General features: G+C 64.0%; 17 protein-coding genes. 6 read left to right on the forward strand and 11 right to left on the reverse strand.

Features of this window, described 5'->3' with window-relative positions:
• Positions 1-56: 56 nt before the first annotated feature.
• The 4 genes from dkgB (at position 57) to N805_RS12710 (ending at position 3,765) form a co-directional block, all read left to right on the forward strand.
• On the forward strand, positions 57-860 hold the full coding sequence (gene dkgB, locus N805_RS12695) for a 2,5-didehydrogluconate reductase DkgB (protein WP_019471083.1): 804 nt from the start codon (positions 57-59) through the stop codon (positions 858-860).
• A gap of 213 nt (positions 861-1,073) precedes the next feature.
• Positions 1,074-1,538, forward strand: coding sequence for a DUF1348 family protein (locus N805_RS12700; protein ID WP_019471082.1), 465 nt, complete (start codon positions 1,074-1,076; stop codon positions 1,536-1,538).
• A 184-nt stretch (positions 1,539-1,722) separates the two neighbouring features.
• Positions 1,723-2,955: an MFS transporter gene (locus tag N805_RS12705; RefSeq protein WP_019471081.1), complete on the forward strand. Its 1,233-nt coding sequence runs from the start codon at positions 1,723-1,725 to the stop codon at positions 2,953-2,955.
• Positions 2,956-2,991: 36 nt separating this feature from the next.
• Positions 2,992-3,765 carry an AraC family transcriptional regulator gene (locus N805_RS12710; RefSeq protein ID WP_019471080.1) on the forward strand — a complete coding sequence of 258 codons (774 nt, stop codon included), beginning with the start codon at positions 2,992-2,994 and terminating at the stop codon, positions 3,763-3,765.
• Positions 3,766-3,897: 132 nt separating this feature from the next.
• On the opposite strand, the gene N805_RS12715 is transcribed toward N805_RS12710, so the two are convergent.
• The 3 genes from N805_RS12715 to N805_RS12725 form a co-directional block, all read right to left on the reverse strand.
• The gene (locus N805_RS12715) at positions 3,898-4,860 is read right to left on the reverse strand and encodes an aliphatic sulfonate ABC transporter substrate-binding protein (RefSeq protein ID WP_019471079.1); all 963 of its coding nucleotides are present in this window, start codon (positions 4,858-4,860) and stop codon (positions 3,898-3,900) included.
• A 14-nt stretch (positions 4,861-4,874) separates the two neighbouring features.
• Positions 4,875-5,831: an ABC transporter substrate-binding protein gene (locus tag N805_RS12720; protein WP_026034419.1), complete on the reverse strand. Its 957-nt coding sequence runs from the start codon at positions 5,829-5,831 to the stop codon at positions 4,875-4,877.
• A 129-nt stretch (positions 5,832-5,960) separates the two neighbouring features.
• Positions 5,961-10,277: an NEL-type E3 ubiquitin ligase domain-containing protein gene (locus tag N805_RS12725; protein ID WP_019471077.1), complete on the reverse strand. Its 4,317-nt coding sequence runs from the start codon at positions 10,275-10,277 to the stop codon at positions 5,961-5,963.
• 244 nt (positions 10,278-10,521) lie between these two features.
• Between N805_RS12725 and N805_RS12730 the strand changes: the two genes are divergently transcribed.
• Positions 10,522-12,435, forward strand: a complete 1,914-nt coding sequence (locus N805_RS12730; RefSeq protein ID WP_019471076.1) for a tyrosine-protein phosphatase — start codon at positions 10,522-10,524, stop codon at positions 12,433-12,435.
• A 187-nt stretch (positions 12,436-12,622) separates the two neighbouring features.
• Here the strand turns inward: N805_RS12730 and N805_RS12735 are convergent, their stop codons facing one another.
• Positions 12,623-13,582: an AraC family transcriptional regulator gene (locus N805_RS12735; protein WP_230685721.1), complete on the reverse strand. Its 960-nt coding sequence runs from the start codon at positions 13,580-13,582 to the stop codon at positions 12,623-12,625.
• Positions 13,583-13,724: 142 nt separating this feature from the next.
• Here N805_RS12735 and N805_RS12740 point away from each other — a divergent pair, with 142 nt between their 5' ends.
• On the forward strand, positions 13,725-14,873 hold the full coding sequence (locus tag N805_RS12740; RefSeq protein ID WP_028613479.1) for a M14 family metallopeptidase: 1,149 nt from the start codon (positions 13,725-13,727) through the stop codon (positions 14,871-14,873).
• 160 nt (positions 14,874-15,033) lie between these two features.
• Here N805_RS12740 and N805_RS12745 read toward each other — a convergent pair whose 3' ends face one another.
• The 7 genes from N805_RS12745 to N805_RS12775 form a co-directional block, all read right to left on the reverse strand.
• Positions 15,034-16,002, reverse strand: a complete 969-nt coding sequence (locus N805_RS12745; protein ID WP_028613478.1) for a spore coat U domain-containing protein — start codon at positions 16,000-16,002, stop codon at positions 15,034-15,036.
• Complete coding sequence (locus N805_RS12750; protein ID WP_028613477.1) at positions 15,999-18,296, reverse strand: fimbria/pilus outer membrane usher protein; 2,298 nt, start codon at positions 18,294-18,296, stop codon at positions 15,999-16,001. The genes N805_RS12745 and N805_RS12750 overlap by 4 nt, the downstream gene beginning before the upstream one ends.
• A 108-nt stretch (positions 18,297-18,404) precedes the next feature.
• Complete coding sequence (locus N805_RS12755; protein WP_028613476.1) at positions 18,405-19,181, reverse strand: molecular chaperone; 777 nt, start codon at positions 19,179-19,181, stop codon at positions 18,405-18,407.
• Positions 19,182-19,221: 40 nt separating this feature from the next.
• Positions 19,222-19,725 carry a spore coat U domain-containing protein gene (locus N805_RS12760; RefSeq protein WP_028613475.1) on the reverse strand — a complete coding sequence of 168 codons (504 nt, stop codon included), beginning with the start codon at positions 19,723-19,725 and terminating at the stop codon, positions 19,222-19,224.
• Between the two features lie 3 nt (positions 19,726-19,728).
• Entirely contained in the window at positions 19,729-20,262 is a 534-nt protein-coding gene (locus N805_RS12765; RefSeq protein WP_028613474.1) for a spore coat U domain-containing protein, read from the reverse strand.
• An 18-nt stretch (positions 20,263-20,280) separates the two neighbouring features.
• Positions 20,281-20,817 carry a spore coat U domain-containing protein gene (locus tag N805_RS12770; RefSeq protein WP_028613473.1) on the reverse strand — a complete coding sequence of 179 codons (537 nt, stop codon included), beginning with the start codon at positions 20,815-20,817 and terminating at the stop codon, positions 20,281-20,283.
• Between the two features lie 30 nt (positions 20,818-20,847).
• A complete protein-coding gene (locus tag N805_RS12775; protein WP_028613472.1) occupies positions 20,848-21,375 on the reverse strand; it encodes a spore coat U domain-containing protein in 528 nt (175 codons plus the stop codon).
• Positions 21,376-21,409 lie beyond the last annotated feature (34 nt).

The following is a 21,409-nucleotide window of genomic DNA, read 5'->3' on the forward strand; positions in this document are numbered from 1 at the left end:
TTCAAACCTGCACACTGGCCATCACATGATCCTCCCCACTTTTCAGGAGTAACCCTATGAGCGTTCCTTCATTCGGCCTCGGCACCTTCCGCCTGACCGGCCAGGCCGTCGTCGACTCGGTCACGTCGGCCTTGGCACTGGGCTACCGCGTCATCGACACGGCACAGATCTACAAGAACGAAGCGGATGTTGGCCAGGCCATCGCCGAAAGCGGCGTGCCGCGCAACGAACTGTTCATCACCACCAAGATATGGGTTGACAACTATGCGGCCGACAAGCTGATCCCCAGCCTGCGTGACAGCCTGCAAAAACTGCGCACCGACTACGTCGACCTGCTGCTGATCCACTGGCCGGCGCCAGGCAACGGCGTTGAGCTGCGCGAATACATGACTGCGCTGGCCGAAGCGAAGAAGCTGGGCCTCACCCGTCAGATCGGTGTTTCCAACTTCAACATCGAGCTGACCCGGCAAGCCATTGCCGTGGTGGGCAAAGGCGAAATCGCCACCAACCAGATCGAACTCAGCCCGTACTTGCAGAACAGCAAGCTGACCGCGTACCTGAAGGACCAGGACATCAGCGTGACCTCGTACATGACACTGGCCTACGGCAAGGTGCTGAAAGACCCCGTACTGGCCGAGATCGCGGCCAAGCACAAGGCCACTGTCGCCCAGGTTGCGCTGGCCTGGGCCCTGCAGCTGGGCTACGCGGTAATCCCGTCTTCGACCAAACGCGAAAACCTGGCCAGCAACCTGCTTGCCCGTGACCTGAAGCTGGATGCTGACGACATGGCACGCATCGCCACGCTCGAACGCAATGGCCGAGAGGTCAGCCCTGACGGCCTGGCGCCGGCCTGGGACTGATGCCCCAACGTTTCAGCGTTGATACAAGCATTGAGGGCCGCCTTGCGGCCCATTGCGGCACAACCCGCCCCCACCGCTCGCGGGAAGACATGGCTTCGAGGTGAAGCCGTATTGTTCCACGCAACGCAATTATGAAGTGTCGAGCACATCCATTCTCTGTTCAGGCCCCTGCAGCTAACCTGCTAACAGCCAAACGACCCGAGGAGTACCGCGATGTCCCGCCCACCCCTTCCGCCCTTCACCCGCGAAAGTGCCATCGAAAAGGTCCGCCTGGCCGAAGATGGCTGGAACGGCCGTGACCCGGCTAAAGTCGCACTCGCCTATACCCCTGATACAGTCTGGCGCAACCGCGTCGAGTTCCCCCGTGGCCGCGCTGAGGTCGAGGCATTCCTCACCCGCAAATGGGACCATGAACTGGAGTACCGCCTGATCAAGGAGCTGTGGGCCTTCACCGGCAACCGCATTGCCGTACGCTATGCCTACGAGTACCACGACGACAGCGGCCAGTGGTTCCGCGCCTACGGCAACGAGAACTGGGAATTTGCCGACGACGGGCTGATGCAGAACCGCCACTCGAGCATCAACGAACACCCCATCAGCGAAGCCGAGCGCAAGTTCCACTGGCCGCTGGGGCGGCGGCCGGATGACCACCCAGGGCTGAGCGAGATGGGCCTCTGATCAACCCAGTAGCAACGTGACCTTTTTGCGCTGAATGGCCAGACATAAACGCTAGAACAGCTTTGCGGGCACGGATGCCCGAAACGCGACAGTGGCTGCCTGTTCGGCGTGAGACAGGCAACCCGGGCACTGGCTAACCTGCTGCGGCAATGCCTTGCTCCCTTGCCACAGAAGAACCTTGCCCATGACCATCTCCGCCGCCTCCGTGGCCGCCGCCACGCCTGCCGACCAACCTCAGGGCTTTGCAGTCCGTATCGTCGGTGCTGCCGCATTCGCCCACCTGCTCAACGACCTGATCCAGGCCGTGCTGCCGTCGATCTACCCCATGCTCAAAAGCGATTTCGCGTTGAGCTTTGCCCAGATCGGCTGGATCGCCCTCGTGTACCAGGTAACAGCCTCGCTGCTGCAACCCTGGGTCGGGATGTACACCGACAAGCACCCGCAACCGTACCTATTGCCAGCCGGCATGCTGGTGACACTGGTGGGCATCGCCCTGCTCGCCTTTGCGGGCAGCTATGAAATGCTGCTGGTGGCCGCTGCGGTGGTCGGCGTGGGTTCGGCAACCTTCCACCCCGAAGCTTCGCGGGTGGCTCGCATGGCCTCCGGCGGGCGCTTCGGCACTGCCCAGTCGACCTTCCAGGTCGGCGGCAACACAGGTTCCGCCCTGGGCCCGTTGCTGACCGCTGCCATCGTCATTCCACACGGCCAGCCAGCCATTGCCTGGTTCATGCTGGCGGCTGCGCTGGCGGTGCTGGTGCTGCTGCGGGTGACCGGCTGGAGCGTGCGCCACGGCCAGGCCCGGCTCAAGAGCTTCGCCGGCCAGCAGGCCCCCGGGCTATCGCGGGGCGCCATGTGGCGCGCGGTGGTGGTGGTCGCCGTGCTGATGTTCGCCAAGTTCGTGTATATCGCCTCGTTCACCAACTACTTCACCTTCTACCTGATCGAGCACTTCGGCCTGAGCGTGCAACACAGCCAGCTGTATCTGTTCGTGTTCCTCGCAGCGGTGGCGCTGGGCACCTTTGCCGGTGGCCCCGTGGGTGACCGCATCGGGCGCAAGGCGGTAATCTGGGTTTCGTTCCTTGGCGTGGCGCCCTTCGCCCTTGCCCTGCCCCATGCCAACCTGGCCTGGACAGCGGTACTGGCGGTGGCCATCGGCCTGGTGATGTCCTCGGCATTCGCAGCCCTGGTGGTGTATGCCCAAGAGGCGGTGCCAGGTCGGGTCGGCATGGTCTCGGGGGTGATGTTCGGGCTTATGTTCGGCATCAGCGGCATTGGTGCCGCCGGGCTGGGCGAGCTGGCCGACCGGCATGGCATCGAGTGGGTGTACCAGGCCATTGCGTTCCTGCCGCTGCTGGGCCTGGCCACCGCGCTGCTGCCAGCTACCCGCTCAAAGGCCCCGCCCAGCCGTTGCTGCTAAAGTGGCGCTGCCAGGCTGCATCTATACGAGGTCACGATGGTAAAGCCGCAGCGTGAATTGCTGGTGGAGGTCGATCAGTGGACCTGGGACGTGGGTAGCCGCGCGACGGACTACCCCAGCGACTGGTTCATCGAGCCCCATACCCATGCCAAGCACCAACTGATCTATGCCATCAAAGGGCTGATGATCGTCGAGTCCGGGAACGAATGCTGGACAGTGCCGCCCAGCCGCGGTGTGTGGATGCCTTGCGGCCAGGTGCATGCCATCCGCTGCGTCGGCAATGTGAAAATGCGCAGTGTCTTCGTGCGCACCGATGCGGCAGCGGGCCTGCCCCTGCAGAGCAAGGCCATCAGCATCTCGCCGCTGCTCAGCGAACTGATCAAGGCCTCGGTGGGCTTTACCGCACCGTTTGCCGAGGACTCGCGCGAAGCCCGGGTAATGCGCCTGATCCTCGACGAGATCTGCGTACTGCCGACCTTGCCCCTGAAACTGTCGCAGCCCAGCGACAAGCGCCTGCGGGTAATCTGCGCGGGATTGCAGGAGCGGCCCGACGATAACGCCACCGTCGCCGACTGGGGCCTGCAACTGGGCGTGGATGAAAAGACCATCCAGCGGTTGTTTCGCAGCGAAACCGGCATGACCTTCGGCCAATGGCGCCAACAGGCGCGGCTGATGCAGGCACTGGAGCGGATTGCCCTGGGCGAGCGGATCATCGACGTGGCGGGGGCACTGGGGTATGACAGCCCCAGTGCCTTTGCCAGCATGTTCAAGCGCCAATTCGGTACCACGCCCAGCCAGTTCTTCAAATAACCTGAAGTTCACACATCGCCTGTGCCGGCCCTTTCGTGGCTAAAGCCGCTCCCACAGGTACTGCATGAACCTGAATCCTGCGCGATACCTGTGGGAGCGGGTTCACCCGCGAAGAGGCCGGCACAGGTCTCCTCAGTCAGCAGCTTGCGGCTCGAACACAGTCACCGCACGCGCATCCACCGGTTTGGGCAGCAGGCCTTCGCGGTAGAAGGCATCGGCAATACGCTGTTGCTCACCCAGGTTGCCCAGTTGCACCGGCTGCACGTCGTAGCTGCGTCGGCCATTGGCCTGCTGCACCGTGGCGCTGTCCAGGTTACCCCACAGCGGCCCCAGCACCCGAGCAGCCGCGGCGGGGTTGGCCTTGGTCCAGGCACCGATCTCGCGCAGGGCCTGGTACACCTGCTGCAGCACTTGCGGGTGCGCCTTGGCGTAATCGCTACCGGCCAGGTAGTAACGCTGGTAGCTCGCCAACCCGCTGCCATCGGCCAGGATGCGCGCATTTTGCTGGCGCTGGGCGCTGGCCACGTAGGGGTCCCAGGTGACCCAGGCATCGACCTTGCCGTTCTCGAACGCCGCCCGGCCGTCGGCAGGAATGAGGTACGCCGGGGTAATGTCCTTGAAGCTCAGCCCGGCCTTGGCCAGCGCCTGGATCAACAGGTAATGGCTGCCCGCCGCCTTGGTCACCGCTACCCGCTTGCCCTTGAGGTCGGCCAGGTTCTTGAGCGGCGAGCCTGCTGGCACCAGGATGGCCTGGGCCGAGGGTGATGGCGCCTCACGAGCAAAATAGGTGAGCTTGGCGCCAGCTGCCTGGGTGAACACCGGTACGGTGTCGGCCACATCCGCTGACAGGTCGACATTGCCCAGGTTAAGCGCCTCCAGCAGCGGCAGGCCGCTGGGGAACTCGTGCCAGCTGACGCGGATGCCTTCGGCCTGCAGGCGCTGCTCCAGCGTGCCACGGGCCTTGAGCAAGGTCAGCAGGGTGGAGGATTTCTGATAACCGATGCGCAGGGTCTGTTCGGCGCTGGCAAGCGACGGCAGCAGGCCACCGAGCAGCAGGCCCAGGGCCAGATGACGCAGGCGTTTGCGGTGCAGCATGGGGTGTCTCCAGGTCAATGTTGGGCCAGTGAGTCAGTGGCGGGCACGGTAAAGCCCGTGGCGAAGGTCGGGGCAACGTCCAGGCGTTGGCTCATCAGGCCGTGGGCGTGGTAGAAGTCGGCGGTTTCCTGCTGTTCGCCGATGGTCTTCGCGTCGATGGCCTGCCAACGCAACTGGCGACGCTCGAACTGCAGGCGGGCAGCGTCCTGCGGGAAGCCGATGATCGCAGCCAGGGTTTGCGAGTAGCTGTCCAGATGCTGATAGGCCCAGACCTGGGCGGCGGCCAGGCGGGCAAGGTAGTCCTGCAATGCGGCCTTGCGAGCCGGATCATCCAACGCCTGGTCGGTGGCCGCCAGGAAACTGTTGCCACTGGACAACCCCCGACCATTGACCAGCACTTTGCCCTGGCCGCTCAGCTCGGCCAGCGCGGTATAGGGTTCCCAGGTCGACCAGGCATCCACCGAACCATTGGCCAGTGCGATCTTGGCGTCGACCGGGCCGAGAAAGCGAAATTCCACGTCCTTTTCGCTGAGCCCAACCTGGTCCAGCGCCTTCAGCGCCAGGTGATGGCCAATAGAGCCACGGCCAGTGGCGATACGCTTGCCCTTGAGGTCGGCAGCGCTGTGCAGCGCTGCGTCGGGCCGCACCAGCAGCGCTGTGCCATACGGGTCGGACTTGTCCACCGCAATGGCCTTGACCGGTGCACCAGAGGCCAACACGAAGAGCAATGGCGCATCACCGATGATGCCAGCATCGATCGCGCCGGCATTCAGTGCCTCGGCCAAGGGCGCAGCAGCGGGGAATTCGGCCCAGCGGATGTCGTAAGGCAGGTCGCGCAGGGCATCGGCTGCCTCCAGCTGGGCGCGCATGTTGCCTTTCTGGTCACCGATGCGCAGGGTCAGGCGGTCACTGGCAAATGCCTGGGTGGCCACAAGTGTGGCAGCGGCGAACAGCAGCAGGCGAGATCGAATGGACATCCGCAGTTCCTTGCAGGTTGGAGGAACTGCGAATGTAGCGGCCCACATCAAATAAATAAAAGTAATAAAAGATCTAAGCTAATATGCTAAACACATCATCGCTAGCCATTTACTCGTGAAGCATCAGCTCGGGTGCCGAACATATGCCTGACGGGTCAGATCAAGGTACAACGCCCGCTCAGCTGCCGAGCGCTCGGCCTGCAACCCCTCGACAGAATCGCGAAACGCCTGGTCCGACAGCTGGTCGCGCAGGTCGAAAATAGCCTCAAGCCGCTCATGGAACGGCCCGCTCATGGCCTCGAACCTGTCGGCATGCAGGCGCTGCAGGTATTGCTGCCAGAATTCGCGCTCGGCCATTGAGCGGCTTAACGCTTCACTGTTTTCGGCAAGCTGGACCTCACGCTTGGCGACGTCCAGGTCATGCAAGCTCACGCCACTGACGTATCCGTAGTTCATTGTCGAGGGTTGCCCTGGCAAATCGAAGGCATCCGCCAAGCCAACCCGGTAGGCCAGGTGGACTTCTACCTCGTCGACGGGCATGTAGGGGTCGGTTACATGCATCTGCTGGATGTGCCGGCTGGCAATACGGTCGACCTGGTCCAGACGAAACAGCTCCCGCCCAAACTGCAACAGCGGCCGCATGGCATAAGGCCCTTCAAGCCCCACAGTCCGCTGCGCCGCCAGAGTACGCACCTCAAGGGCACTGAGGATCAACAACATCTGGTCGGCACAGCTGCGCGGCCCGGCGGCTTGCTGAAACACCGCTTCGCGTACTTCGCCGTTCAGCTCGCAGGCCTCGATGATGCCCCACACCCGGCGGCTCATTTGCGCAGGCTGCCGCTGAAAATCCCCGGACCTTGAAAAGTCTGCAAAGAAGCGGAACAAGTCCTGCGCCCCCTCCTGCGCGGCCAGATTGCTCCATTGTGCCAGGCGACGGCCGTGGTCGCTGGGCGCCACACCGTTAAGGTAGCGCAGGCGCTCGTCCTCAAGCGATTGCTCATGATCACGAACTGGCAACACTGCAGCCGCCTGGTTATCCAGCAGCCCACGCAGCTGCCGGATGGCCCGCGGCGACAATGGGTTGCCATGCAGATAGACCCGGCTCGGGTCGCGCCTGATCAATTGCAGCACTGCTTCGGGCAGCTCGCCGATGCTGTTTTCGCGCAGGTCGATCAATGTCAACGTGGGTGATTCGAGCAGCGCGATGGGCAATTCGCGCAACCCCGTCGTGCGCATGTTCAAGATCCGCAAGCGGTACAGTGCGCGCACATCCGGGGCCCGCCCCAACAAGTTGCCGTGCAGATCCAGGGACACCAACCGGTGCAGGGCAGCAAAACGCTGGCTGCCGTCGCGGGTCAGGACGATGTGGTTTTCGGCAAGGTTCAGTTCCACGAGCTCTACCAGGTGCTCAATACTGGCGGGCATCGCTGTCAGCAAGTTGCCACGCAGGTCCAGGTTGCGCACGCGGCTGAAGCGCTGCAGGAAACCGGGCTCGATTTCCAACAAGTTCATGTTGCGCAAGGTCAGGCGTGCGACATGGCTGAAATCCACGGCTTCAGGCAGCCTTGGCAGTGCCCCCACCCGCCAGCCATGGATCAACAGCTGATAGTTGCCCTGGGTATCCCGATGCTGACGCTGCCAAGCGCGGCGAATCACCCGCGACACCCAGGCGCGACGAACAGTTTGCGCCGGGCCGGCAGACGCTCGCCGCCAGTCCCTCAGCGTGTTGTCCAGAAGGCGCGACTGCTCGTGGAACTGAAAGTAACGTTGCCAGGGCGTCACCCCCTCATGGCCGGCTGAAGCAATGAAATCCTCCACCTGGGCATCGGTGTAACCGGGAAACAACCGCCTGATCGCCTGGCGCAATGCCTCGGTGCTGCTTTCTCCACGCCCACTGAGCGGGTAGCCGAGCCGACCATCCCCCAGGCGCACCGGTGGGCGTACCCGGCCGCCCACGGGCGCCATGCCCAGCAATGTAGCCAACTCCTCGCGCTGTGCGCAGGCCCGCTTTGCCAGCGCCTGTGCGAGCTGCGCGGCTGATTGGCCAACGTCCCCCAGCGCCTGTCGCTGCGTGTCAGTCAGTTGCCACAGCAGCGCCTGCATCAGGCTGTCGTCCTTGCTCGCGCCGTGCACCGGTTCTCCCGTGCCGTCCAGTGCCTGATAACCATGCAGCCCCTTGGCGATTACCTTCACCTCGGTGGCAGACTCAGCGCCCATGCTGGCCAATGGCAATGCGCCGGACCGGGCCTCATGCAACTCTATTCGCAGCGTATCTGGCCAGCTCAACCACTGCCCCAACAACCCGAACGCCAGGCGCTCGGTGTCGGCATTGATTGCCTCAGCCTGGCCAAGCCCCGCACACGCACGGTCCAGCCGACTGTCCCTCAGCAACCAGCGGGCGTGCTCGCCCAAGGCCAGCGGTACACGTTGCTGGTCGACCATTTGCTCGACCAGCAGCTCGTCGGTCTGTTGCACGAGCTGGTCCGCAGCCCGGGCCGTCAGCCCTGGAAAATCACGCTGCAATACCTGCACGGCAGGTGACGCCACTTGCTGTTGTTCGATGAAATGCTGTTCAAATGCAGCCCCTTGCAGCCTGGGGAATTTCTCATGCAACTGCCGGCGTTGCAGGGCGTCAAGCAAGCGCGCTGGCACCTCGCCCTCCTCCAGGTGCAAACCCCGCAGCCGGTCTTCATCGTAGCCCGTGACCAGCAGCACATCGCTGGCCGTCTGGTCATCTACCTCGGCCAAACCACTGCTCAGGCGCCGGAGTAGCTCGCCTCCCTGCCATGTCTGAGGTGTCTCCAGTTCATGCCGCCAGGCGCCCGCCCCGAGGTGTCGCAGCAGGGGCGCATACGCCCCGTCACGCTGTGGGTGCTGGATGTGCAGCTCGCCCTCAAAAGGGTCGCCGGCCACACGGTAGGCCGCCTGGTGCGTTCGCAAGCGATACTGATCATCGATGCGGGCATACTGGCCTGTGGCAGTGTGGTCGTCGCTCAGCGCATAGGCCTCCAACTGCGGGTCGAACAGTTTGTACTGACCTTCTGCAGTTCGCACAGGCGCTAGCGCGTCGACGAACGGAGCGCGGCGCAACAGGCGCTCCGACGCCGCCCCCGCCCCGGCAGCCACAGCTGTTTGTGCCACATTCACAGCCACACTGAAGGCATGTTCCAGCGCGCCTTGCCGGTCACCCAACTGCCAGTCCTGGTAGCCCTCATAGACATCCTCCACCACCTGTAGGGCGGCAATGCCCAGCAGTGGCAGGCCCAGAGCCGGCAGATAAAAGCTCGCCAGCCCTAACAGGTCGAGACCGGCACTTGCGTAAAAGTGCAGCCGCCGATCACGCTCGGCACTGTCTTGAACGGCAGTAGGCACAGCCAACACCCGGGCATCGTCAAACAGGGCGTCGAGCTGGAGCTTGCGCAAGTGCTGAAACACCGGCTCGCGGATTGCCTCGTGGCGCCCGTCCAGCACCACCGGGGCAAGCGTCCCTCCTTGTGACACGGCACGGTTCAGTGCCGGCGTGTAGCGCTCACGGTCACGCTCGCTGATAAACCGCTGGAAATACTCACGGTAGCCAGGCAATCGAAACCGCCTGCCCAGGGTCTGAAACAGTGCATCCCAGGACGCATGCCAAGTCATTGCTCCATGCGGGTCGTCAGGTAACCAGCACAATACGCCCTGCACTCGGCCCTCGTGGAGCAGCTCGAAGGCCACGGCGCCACGTACACGCTTGCCAAACACGCGCAATGCGTTCGGGCGTGCCGGCGTTGCCGCTGCTTGCTCAATGCTGGCCGCCGCCAGGCATTGCACCCGCGCGGTCTCATCTATTTCACCCTTGAGGGCGGCAATACGCAACGCAGCCTCAAACGCATGGCGCTGGCCTTGCTCAAGCAGCATCGCCACTCGTTGCCCCGCCTCCCCCGGCGCGGTCAACTGCGCTTTCAGGTAGGCCTGGTACTGCCCGCCAAGGTCCAGCGTGCGGCAGAGCCCGGCAAAGGCTCTGCCGGTCATGGGCAGAACGTTGCCTTGAGCATCCATCAGCTTCGATTGATCTGACAGGCCAGGCGGACGGGTTTCGCCATGGCTGAAATTGTGCAGTGCAGCGGCCAGCAAGCTGTGCTGCAGCGTGCGCTCGCGAACACCCGGCGGTGCTTCCGGGCGGGAGCCGGGATAACGCTCGATGACGTGTATTTTCAGCATGGCCTTGCGCACATCCTGTAAATGCACAAGCCGCTCGGCAAGCGCGCTCTGCAGCAAGGGTGCAGCAAAGGCATCCAGAGGCACCAAGCCGTCAAACAATGCCTTCACTTGTTGCTGCACAGCCTGTTGCTCGCGCAAACAGTCATGCAGCTCGACCAGGCGGGTAGCTGAGGCGCTGGCCAGCCATGCGGGCAACTGGCTGGCGATAAAGGTGTCGATGGAACCTGCGGGGGTGGGCATCCTGGGCCTCTCCTTTCGGGAAAGGCACCATCACAACCCATGGTGCAACCCCAGGGCGGTAGTTATGTCTGCCTGGCAAAGGCAGCGCTCCCGCTGTCACAGGTACTAACGGCGCCGGGCAGACAAAACGCGCACGAGAAAGACAGATCGCGCACCCTTTCACCCGCTCCCGCAACTTGTAACATTCAGTTTCATCTTGACCTTGGACAGTAGGCAGCCCAACCCACTGCCCGAGGCCTGATCCGTGCTGCAACGTGTGCTCTGCTCCCTGTCCCTGCTCTCCCTTGCCATTTGTACCGCCCATGCCGCCGAAGCGCTCGACACCCCGCGCCTGGCCGGCATGGACAATTTCCGCGACATCGCCGGCACTACCAGTGCCTACACCACCAGCCATGACGGCATAATGCGGGCCGGCGTGTTCTACCGCGCCAATGCCCTTACCCCGACCGCCGCCGACCTGGCCACCCTCAATGGCCTGGGTATCAGCGATGTGTACGACCTGCGCACCCCAAGCGAAATCGCCAGCACGCCCGATACGCTGCCGGACGGCGCCAGCTACACCAATATCGACATCATTGGCAGCACCACATCAGGCTCCAACATCACCAACATTTCCTTCAGCAGCGCAGAACAGGCGCGGGCGATGATGCAGGAAACCAACCGCGCCTTCGTCAATGACGCCGGCATGCGTGGCCAGTTTGCCGTGCTGTTCAACGAACTGGCCGCTGCCGATGGCGCCGCGCTGTTCCATTGCACTGCGGGCAAGGACCGCACCGGCTGGACGGCAGCGGTGCTGCTGAGCATCGCCGGGGTGGACGAGGCCACCCTCATGAGCAACTACCTGGCCACCAACGACTACACCGCCGCCCGTGTGGCTGCCACGCTGGCGGCAATGCCGACGAGCATGGCCGAAGTCTATGCGCCGTTACTGGGGGTCGAAGCCAGCTACCTGCAGGCTGGCCTCGATGAAATCAGCGCCGACTACGGCAACATGGACAACTACCTCAAGCAGGGCCTGGGCCTGAGCCAGGAAACGATCTACGTGTTGCGCGGCAAGATGGTGCGCTATGGCTCCCTGCCCGGCGAGGCTGGCCTGATGGGCAACGCTGCCGCAGGCGCGCAACTGTTGCGCGAGCTGCAGGACACTTCGCTGTCGGGCAGCTACAGCGCCTACAACTACTACCTGCAATCGGCTATCGATGCCGGCACCTTGGGCGGCGTGACCTCGACCGTTGGCGGCCAGGTGCACGCGGATGCCGCCAGCTACCTGCTGCGCCAGGGCGCCATGGTCGAGCGTGCGGCTTCGCCCTTTGCCGACGCCAGCAACCTCAAGGTCGGCCAGGCGCGCCTTTGGAGCACGGCGCTGGCCGGCTACCTGGGCACTGACAGCTCAGCCCATGCGGCCAGCAGCAACGCGCATAGCCAGGGGGTTATGGTGGGCGTGACCCAGCGCTTTTCCGGGCAGCTCAGCGGCCATGCCGGTTTTGGCTACAGCCGCGGCAATGTGGGCGGTGCCGGTGGCGAGGCCGACACCGACCTGACCTTCCTGAGCCTGGGCGCACGGGTTGCCCCCGGAGGCCTGGAGCAGGGGCTGTTCTTTGACGCCGACATCAATGCCGGCTGGCTAGACTACGCCAGCAAGCGCGAACTGGGTGGTGGCCTGGGCACGGTCAAGGGTGACAGCCACGGCACCTTGGCGGGCGCCAGCCTGGCGTTGGGTTATCGCTTGCCCACCCATGGCGTGGTGCTGGAACCGAGCCTTGGCGTGCGTGTCAGCCACGTCGACCTGAACGGCTTCACCGAGAAAGGCAGCGAACTGGCCCTGCAAGTGGACGACCTCAAAGCAACCCGCCGCAGTGCAGTGGCCAACCTCAAGGCGTCGTTCGCGCCAATTCCAGCAGGCAGCTGGCAGGTGGTGCCAGGGGTGGAAGTGGGTTACGAGCATGCCTTGGGTGATCAGCAGGTGGACAGCCAGGGGCATCTGCTGGGGCTGGATGTCGAGCAACGTGCGGCATTCGACAACCGCGATCAGTTCACTGGCGGGGTGAGCCTGATGGCCAACCTGGGTGCATTGAGTGTCGGCGGCGAAGTGGCGGCGATGGGCGGTGGTGACAGCCACGGGGTGAGTGGCAGCCTCAAGGCCAGCTACGCGTTCTGATCCTGAAACCGCTGGCACCGGCTGCGCCGGTGTTCGCGGGTGAACCCGCTCCCACAAGGACGGCGCGGGCCTTGCAGACCGTGATCAAGCCTGCCCCCACAGGCACTCCAGCATTTTTGAAGGCTGCAGTGAACCTTGTGGGAGCGGGTTCACCCGCGAACACCGGCAAAGCCGGTGCCCGGCAGCGCTAACCACTGCGCCGTACTTCAGACGGGCTTACTCCGAACGCCTGCTGGAAGTGCCGGGCAAAACGCCCCGCATTGCTGAACCCATGGCGCAAGGCCACTTCGGCCACCGACCCGCCCTCCCCGCGCGCCAGCACCTGGCGCGCACTTTCCAGCCGCACCTGCCGTTGATACCCGACAATCGAGGTCCCGGCAAAACGGCGAAAGCCATCCTGCAAGGCGCGCAGGCTGACATTGGCCAACCCCGCCAGCTCGGTGCCACTGACCAAGCGCGCCGGGTGCTCGTGCAGGTAGGCCATCGCCAGTTTCACATGGCGCGGCGCCAACGCAGGTGCCGGGCTGCGCAGTGCATCGCTATAAGTGTGGGGCCAGGCCTCAAGCACTGCATCCACCACCATTTCCTGCAGGCGAATCGGCATCAGCATGCCAGTATTGGTCAGCTGGTCGAACTGCGTACCGGTGGCCATTTCCAGCAACGCACGTATGCCCTGGAACACCGGCAACGCCAGGTCAACCACCGGTGCAAAACACACCGGTGCCGCCAAGGGCTGGCCCAACAACAGGGACAGGCGCTCGGCAAACAACCCGCGGCGGATCGACATGCCGCACTGGGCATGGTTTTCGGCAAAACGCACCGTGCGAATGTCGCGTTTGTCGACCGCCAGCCCCACCTGAGCACCACCAATCGATTCGCCACGGTGGTCGAAAATGATCTTGCCAGCGGTGGGCAGCACGAAGGTGATCTCATCCTGTGGCGTGGGCAGGGTGATGCTGAAATCGCCGCCATACTGCATGCGTCGCACGCTCATGCCTTCAAAGCGCCCGTATACGCCGCCAATGCTGATGCCCTGGGCCAGCGGCGGCATGTCGGCATACAGGCTACCGAACATCTGGGTGAACAAAGCACCAAAGTCATCGCTGCGCATGTCGCAGGAGCGAAGCATGCAGGGCTTGCGGGTCATGCCGGAATGCACTGTGGTTTCACCTGCGCGAAGGGGGGCCCGGATGCTGCCATGGCCGCATGACAACCGCGTTAAAGAGGCAGCTACCCTGCCAAGCCGTGTACAGTACCCCTACAACAATGCCCGCAAAGGAGCCCGGCACATGACCGTGACGCTGTCCCCCCTGCAGATCGACTGCGCATTCGATTCCGGCAACATTCAGGTGCTGGATGCCAGCAACCCGGCCCAGGTTCACCTGGCCATCCGCCCGGACACCCACAGCGGCCACTACCAGTGGTTCCACTTCAAGGTCAGCGGGCTGACGCCGGGGCAGGTCCATCGCTTCAGCCTCGACAATGCCTCGGGCTCTTCGTACAAGAACGCCTGGAGCGGCTACAACGCTGTGGCCAGCTACGACCAGCAAAGCTGGTTCCGTGTGCCCAGCCAGTTTGACGGTTCAGCGCTGTCGTTCGAGGTAACGGCTGAACAGGACCAGATCTGGTTCGCCTACTTCGAGCCCTACTCGCGCGCCCGCCACAACCAGCTGATCGAACGTGCTCGGCAAATACCTGGGGTCGAGCTGCTGGCCAGTGGTCGCAGTGTTCAGGGCCGCGACATTCCCCTGCTGCGAGCCGGCGATGGCGCGGCTGGCAAGCGCAAGCTGTGGCTGATTGCCCAGCAACACCCGGGCGAACACATGGCCGAATGGTTCATGGAAGGCGTCATCGACCGCCTGCAAGCCAACGACACAATGATCCAGGGCTTGCTGGCCAAGGCCGACCTGTACCTGATCCCCAACATGAACCCCGACGGCGCGTTCCTCGGCCATCTGCGCACCAACTTCAAGGGCAAGGACCTCAACCGTGCCTGGCAGGACGCCAGCGTCGAGCTGACCCCGGAAGTATTCTTCGCCCAGGCGCAGATGAAGCAATACGGCGTGGATGCCTTCGTCGATGTGCATGGTGACGAAGAGATTCCGCACGTGTTTACCGCCGCCTGCGAGGGCAACCCGGGTTACACGCCACGGCTGGCAAAACTGGAAGAGCAGTTCCGCAGCACTTTGTGCAGTGTGACCCGCGACTTCCAGACCGTGCACGGCTATACCCGTGACGAGCCCGGGCAGGCGAATACGACGTTGGCCTGCAATGCCGTGGGCATGGCCCATGACTGCCTGTCGCTGACGCTGGAGATGCCGTTCAAGGACCATGACGACGCGCCCAATCCGGTAACCGGGTGGTCGGGTGCACGTTCGAAGGCTCTGGCGGGGGCGGTGCTGGAGACCCTGTCAAAAATGGCGGACGATTTGCGCTGAGCCTTGCCTCACCCGGCCCTTGTAGGAGCGGCCTTGTGTCGCGATGGGCTGCGTAGCGGCCCCACGATCGCAAACCCAGCACATATTGCTGGGGCTGCTGCGCAGCCCATCGCGACACAAGGCCGCTCCTACAGGGGACCGTGGCAGGCATGAAGTTCAGTTAAAACTGCACATCCAGTATCACACTGTCGGAATAAGTTGCCGCCGGCGGCGTAGCCTGGTCGGTATAGACCTTGGCGTTGTAGTTGAACACCTGGCTACCCGTGCCGGTACCCGCACCGGGGTTTACGTCGGCATCCGTGCTGGAACGCCTGGCAGCCCCCGTTGACCCCCAACGCACCGCCCCTGCGCTCTTGAAAATGTCATAAGCGAGGTAGTTGTTGGCCGACGACTTCATCCGTCGCCGTCCGCTGGCCACGTTCTGCCCGTCATCCAGCCCCACCGTGTAGTTGCTGCCCTTGGTGCACGCAACATTTATGCCCTGGCTCACCGTGCCAAACCCTGCCACCACAGGCGCACTGGCGAAGCTGATATTGGGTGTGGTGATCTGGCAATCATTGGTCACCGTCATGCTCACCGTCAAAGGCTTGGTACCAGTGCCTTGGTCAGTCCCGATACAGATGCCGCCTAACCCAATCCCATCGCAGTACTTCCAGGTCCACTCGACATTGAGGGTTTCCTGGTAGAGCCCCGCCGCAACGTTGGCGTTGATCTGAGTGCGCATGTAGATCGGCACGGCTTTGGGTGTACCGTTGAGCAACCCCAGCAAGTCGAGGATGCCGGTGGTCCTGAACTCGAAGCCGGTACCCCGCGTGATCGGATAGGTGGTGGTGGCGTCGGCGTACAGCGTGTAGGGGATGACATCTCCGGTGGGCCCTACCAGGCCGCTGGTGGCCGAGGTGATCTTCACCACGAAGGAATCGGTACTGCTCAGCACACTAAGCACCGAACCGTTGCACTGCAGGCCCGAATTGGCACTGGAAGCCGTCTGTACCGCGGTACGTACCTGGGTCGAGTTGAGCGAGCCGAATGCCGCTGCCGAAGTCGCTACCGATGTGCACTTGGCCCAGGCCGGGCCCGCACACAGCAGCAAGGCATACGCCCACACCCTGCCCCTGCAGGCCTTCATTTGCACACCAGGGGGCCGACCAAGGGGATCGAGCCTTGTACCTCAGGCAGATCGAACACCGCCTCGCAATGCCCACCACCTTCCAGCTCCACCTGCAGGCGGTTGTGCGCCGCCAGGTTTTCCAGATACACCAGGCCATCCCAGCCCACCACTGCCTGGCTGCCACTTTCTTCATGGGTGACACGGCTGCCCAGCTTGAGCACTTGCTGGCTGCCATCCACCAGCTCGATGCTGGCCGCCATGACGCGTTTGAGCGGGAACTCCAGCAAGTAGCCGCTACCCCGGCGCACGGCCACACGCTGCTCCACCTCCGCTGCAAGGATGTCCGGTGGCAGGTCCATGGGGTCGATCTCGTACTTGCCGCGGTAGTAACCACTGCTGTACGGCACCAGCAGGTGGCCCCCGGCATCGGTGCGCCCGACTTCCTGGTTTTCGTAGCGTACTGGCACATCGGCGTAACCGCCGGTACTGACCACCACGAAGGCATCGTCGATGCGGTTGGCGGCAAACAGCCCGGCATCCATCCACACCAGCGAGCCACTCGCATCGGCCCAGCGGGTCATCTCGCCGCTGCTGCCATACACACCCGCCTGCAACTGTACCGACTGCAAGCGCCAGGTGACGTCGGCCTGCCGGTAGGCATCACGGTCGCTGCCTGCGGCGTAACCCAGGTTGTAACCGACACCGCCACCTACCGGCACCGCGCGGCTGTAGTTGACTCGCTGCAGGCTTTCGCCTTCGTTGCTGCGTTCCATGCCGAGGGCCAGGGTGCCGTGCAGGTCGAACGGGATCACCAGTTGCGCCTGCACGGCCCACTGGCTGTCGCCGACCTCGCGGTTGGCTGACAGGTACATACTGCTGCCACCCCACAGCGGCCTGCTGTAGCTCAGGTTGATCAGCCGGGTGCGCGTGCCATCACCAGCTCGCACGTCGAAGTAACCGGCGCCCACGCTGCCGTACTCGTTCAGGTTGAGGCTGAGGGTGACCTGTTCGCTGCTTTTGCTCAGTTGCATGTCCGGGGAGTCCACCCGGGTCAGGTCGGCGTAGTCGCCGTGGCGTTGCAGGCGCTGGTAACTGAAGCCGAAACGCTGGCTGTTGTATTGGTAGCCCAAGGCAACCTGGTGGCCCTTGTCACCGTCGAACCGGCTTTGCGCCAAGGCCGCGTTGAGCACGCCGAAGTTGCCCAGGCGCATGTTGCCGCCCAAACCACCAAGCATCAGCGACTCGGCAGTTTCGGCGTGGGTTTCCAGGGTGAAGGTGTCGCTGAGCCCATAGCGCAGGCTGCCCGAGGCCACACCCGGCCCATAGCTGAAGTCGCGCACCGCGTAATCACGGCGCAGGCTACCGGCGGCCACCGAGTAGTCCGACAGGCCCTTTTGCAGCAGGCTGCTGGTGACATAGAACGGTAAGGTGGTCGACACCTGCCGGCCTAGGGCGTCCGTGGTGACCACCACCGCCTCCCCGGCACCGTTGATGAACGGCACGTTGGTCAGGGTGTACGGGCCTGGCTGCAGCTCGGTGGTGCTGGACTTGAAACCGTTTATGAACAGGTCGAGCGACGTCGGCACCGCTGCTTCGCCTGCGAACGCCGGCAATGGGTAGGTGACCAGATCGGGGCGCGCAGCGAAGTCGCGCGACAGCTGCACGCCGCCCACCCGCACCGAACTGCTCCAGGGCAAGGCGCCGGTCACGAAGTCACCGGCTTCGTAGGTCAGCAGGCGCTGTTCGTCAGTAAAGCGCCAGGTAGTGTCGTAACGCATGAAGCCTTGGCGCGTATCGTCCGCCTGTGCGCCATTGAATGACTGGCGCCATTGCCCGGTACTGGAGAAGGTTCCCCAACTGTCGAACAGGCGCAGCTCGTTCCAGGCTGCCAGGTAGGTGCCGCCTTCATCGGTGTCGTTCAGATACAGGTCGTAGTTGAACAAGGCGCCGAAACTGCTGCGCGCGTCGCTGGCCGGGTACAGGTTGCGATCACCCACTTGCTGGTCGGGCAACCAGGCCGGCGGCACCTGTAGCAGCAGGCGCTGGTTCTGGCTGTCGTAGTCGGTGTGCAGCCCCGCGATGCTGTCCAGCGCCACCTCGCCTTGGGGGTTGCCCGGCAAGGAAATACCGGCTGCCCGCAGTACGTCGCTGCCCAGGTACAACTGCCCGGCCCGCTGCTGCACCGGCACCAGCTCAGCCCTTGGCATCTGGTTCACCACCAGGTCGAGGTACAGGGTAGCGTCGGCGATGGCGGACATCTCCGTGGGCGGCGGGGGCAGGTTGTCGGCCAGCGCCAGCCCAGGGCTGACCATGACCAGCCCCAGGCACCAGCGGCGCGTCGTCGCCGAGAGCCATTTCACACACGGTTTCCAACCATTGCTGGGTCCTCCCTGGCCCCTGCACTGCATTCAGTCGTTGACTCATTGGCCCTGGCGGATAGCGTCCGCCGCGCTCTGGCCATTGACCCTGCCCTTCAATACGCTGCCGCTGGTAGACGCCACGGGGGCAGGCCAGCGCATGCTGGCGCCCGGCAGCACATAACCCAGCAGGCCTTCAGCCAGGGGTTTGCTCTGGCTGCCTTGCTGCACCACCACATCGGTCAGCCGCGCATGCACGGGGCCTGTGTTGCGCAGTTCAACGTAGGGTTTGCCCTGCACCGTCACCGGCCGCCAACTGAGCTGGGGCTTGCCCACGCCTTCGGCATTGCCTTTGCCTTCAGGGTCGGCCTTGCCCAACAGCCCCTCGCCATAGACGAACAGCGGCACCGAATAGCGCATCTGCAAACGAATGGCCGCAGTAGTACCGGGCTCGGCCTTGTCGACCGGGATGGCGGGCGGGATCTCGTCGATGATGATGCGGTAGGCCTGTTCCTGACCGGCAGGTGAAGGGCCGGTACGGGTCAGGCGGATCAGCTGCTTCTGCCCGGGGGCAATGTTGGCGACCGGCGGGCTGCCGATGATCTCGCGCTGCGCCTGGAACTGCTCCTGGTAATCACCCTGGCGCCAGGCGAATACCCGTACCTGCAAATTGGCCGGCGCAGTGCCACGGTTTTCCAACCACAGTGCACCGGCCTTCTGGTCGGCCTCCAGTACCGGGTCGATCGGCCAGATCAGCACCGAGGTGGCCGCCCCGGCCGGCAGGCTCGCCAGCCACAACAATCCGATCAATCCACGCGCCCACTTCGCGCCTGCCCGCATGCAGCTCTCCTTAGACACTTGTCGTTGGTGGCGCTGGCGTTTACCAGGTCACCGTCACTTGCACCACATCGGTGTAGGTCCCTGCCGGCAGCACGCCAGTCAGCTGGACCCGCCCGTACACCGGCAGCTTGATCGCCGTCGGGTCGGAATAGCTCACGGCCACGCTCTGGCCGATTCCCAGGCTCTGGGTGTAGGCCGCGTCCCGGTACAACTGGTAGGCCAGCACTTGCGTGCCGCTCGTTCGCTTCAGGTTGCGTGTGCCACTGGCACTGTTCTGCCCGCCGTCCAGGCTCATGCTCATGGCTACGCCCGGCGTGCACTGGAAGGTCACTGTAGAGCCACCCAGCGAGGTGCTGAGCAACCCCGTGGAAAGTGCCGACTGCGAGCCATAATTCAGCGTCCCGTAACTGGTCACACCGCCCATCACCAGGCACCCGGCAACAACCTGCGCCGTCACCGTAAAGGTACTGGTGGTCACCGCCCCCAACGGGGCAGCCAACAGCAAGCCGACTCCGCTCAGGCCACCTGCCAGCCAGCCGCGCATGGGTCAGAACGACAGTTCGACCGAGATCGTGTCGCTGTAGACCCCTGCGGGCAGCCCCGCCTTGCCCACGGCCTTGCCGTAAAGGTTGACGGTCTGGGCCACGCCAGTGCTGGTCGGCAGGGTGATGGTGCCGTCGATGGCCAGCAGCGTCGTACGTCCGGTGTCGGTGTACAGGTCATACGGCACAAAGTTGCCGGCCCCATCGGCAAGCGCACGGGTGCCACCGCTCGACTGGCCGTCATGCAGGCCTGCGCGCACTTTGACCACAGGCACCGTACCCGCCGAGCACAGGATGCTCATCGCACCCCCCCCGCCTCCCAGCACCTGGGCATTGGCGGTGACGAACAAGGCATCCTGGGTACCGAAGTTCAAGGCACCGAAATTGAGCCCCGACGTGCCCGAGGTACCATTTACCTGGCACGCCGAGATCAGCGTCAGGGTCGAGTTGATGCTGCCGGTCACCGTGGCGGCCTGGGCCTGGGAAGCCAGGGCCAGGCCCAGGCCTGCGAGCATGCAGCATGAAAGGTTCGTTCGCATCGGAGTCTCCTTGCGTGGTTACCAGTCCAGGGTCACTCTGAGGGTGTCGCGGTACAGCCCGGCCGGCAGTGCGCGAGGTTGCGCCACCACCACACCGTAAATGGGAATCGGTACTTGCTGGGTGCTGTTGATGGTGAAGGCACGCGCCTGGCCGATGACGTAGCGGCTGTTGCCGCCCGGGTCGACCGCCAGTTGATAAGGGATCAGCTCTCGGCCGTTGCTCAGCCGGCGCACGCCGTCGTCGCCATTCAGGCCGCCATTGATCCGTACATTGAAGGCCCGTACTTCGGGCGTGCAACTGATCTGCAGGGTGCCCGCGCCGCCCGCCTCGTCAACCCGGCTGCGCAGCGGCTGGTCCCAGTTAGGCCCGCGCTCGCCAAAGTCCAGCAGCCCCGGGTTGCCCAGTACAGCCGGTTGCGTGTCGTTGCTGCTGATCTGGCAGGCTGCACTGATCACCAACCGCGCCTGGATGAAACCGGTGGTGCTGCCATGCGCCACGCCACCGGGCACCAGCAACGGGCCAAGGGTGAGCAACAGGATCGAAGTGCGGTTCATGGCGTGGCGTCCTTGTGCATGGTGGCGTCCCTACCAGGTGACCGTGACTTTCAGCAGGTCGGCGTAAACCCCTGCGTTCGGCACCCAGGCCAGTTTGTCGATGCGTGCGTACAACGGCAGCTCGACCGAGCCGCTGCTCGGCACCCTTGCCGACTGGGCGACCCCTACCGCCAGAGGCTCGCGCCAGGCAGCGTCGCGGTACAAACGATAAGGGATGGGCCGAGCCGTGCGGTCATCGCTGGCCAGGTAGCGCAGCTCGCCGACGCCGCCATGCTGGCCGCCATCGACGCGCACCTGATAAGGGGTGTCCGGGTTGCACTCAAGGCGCGGCGGGCGCTGGCTAAGCAGAACGCCGCTGAGCGGCGCGCCGGGGCCGTCCAGGCGTGCCGCCGTGCCCAGGTCAATGCGTCCGAGGGCCTGGGCTCCCGCATCGCGGGTCTGGTTGACCAGCATGCAGCCACGCTGCACCAGCACACGCACTTCCACGAGAAAATCCGCTGCCACGGTACTGCCGCTGAACAACAGGCCCAACAACGCGGCCATTAAGCGCTCCGTCACCTTGTTATCCTTGTTGAAACGTCCTGAACAGAGC

This window comes from Pseudomonas putida S13.1.2 (assembly GCF_000498395.2).
Lineage (GTDB): Bacteria > Pseudomonadota > Gammaproteobacteria > Pseudomonadales > Pseudomonadaceae > Aquipseudomonas > Aquipseudomonas putida_Q.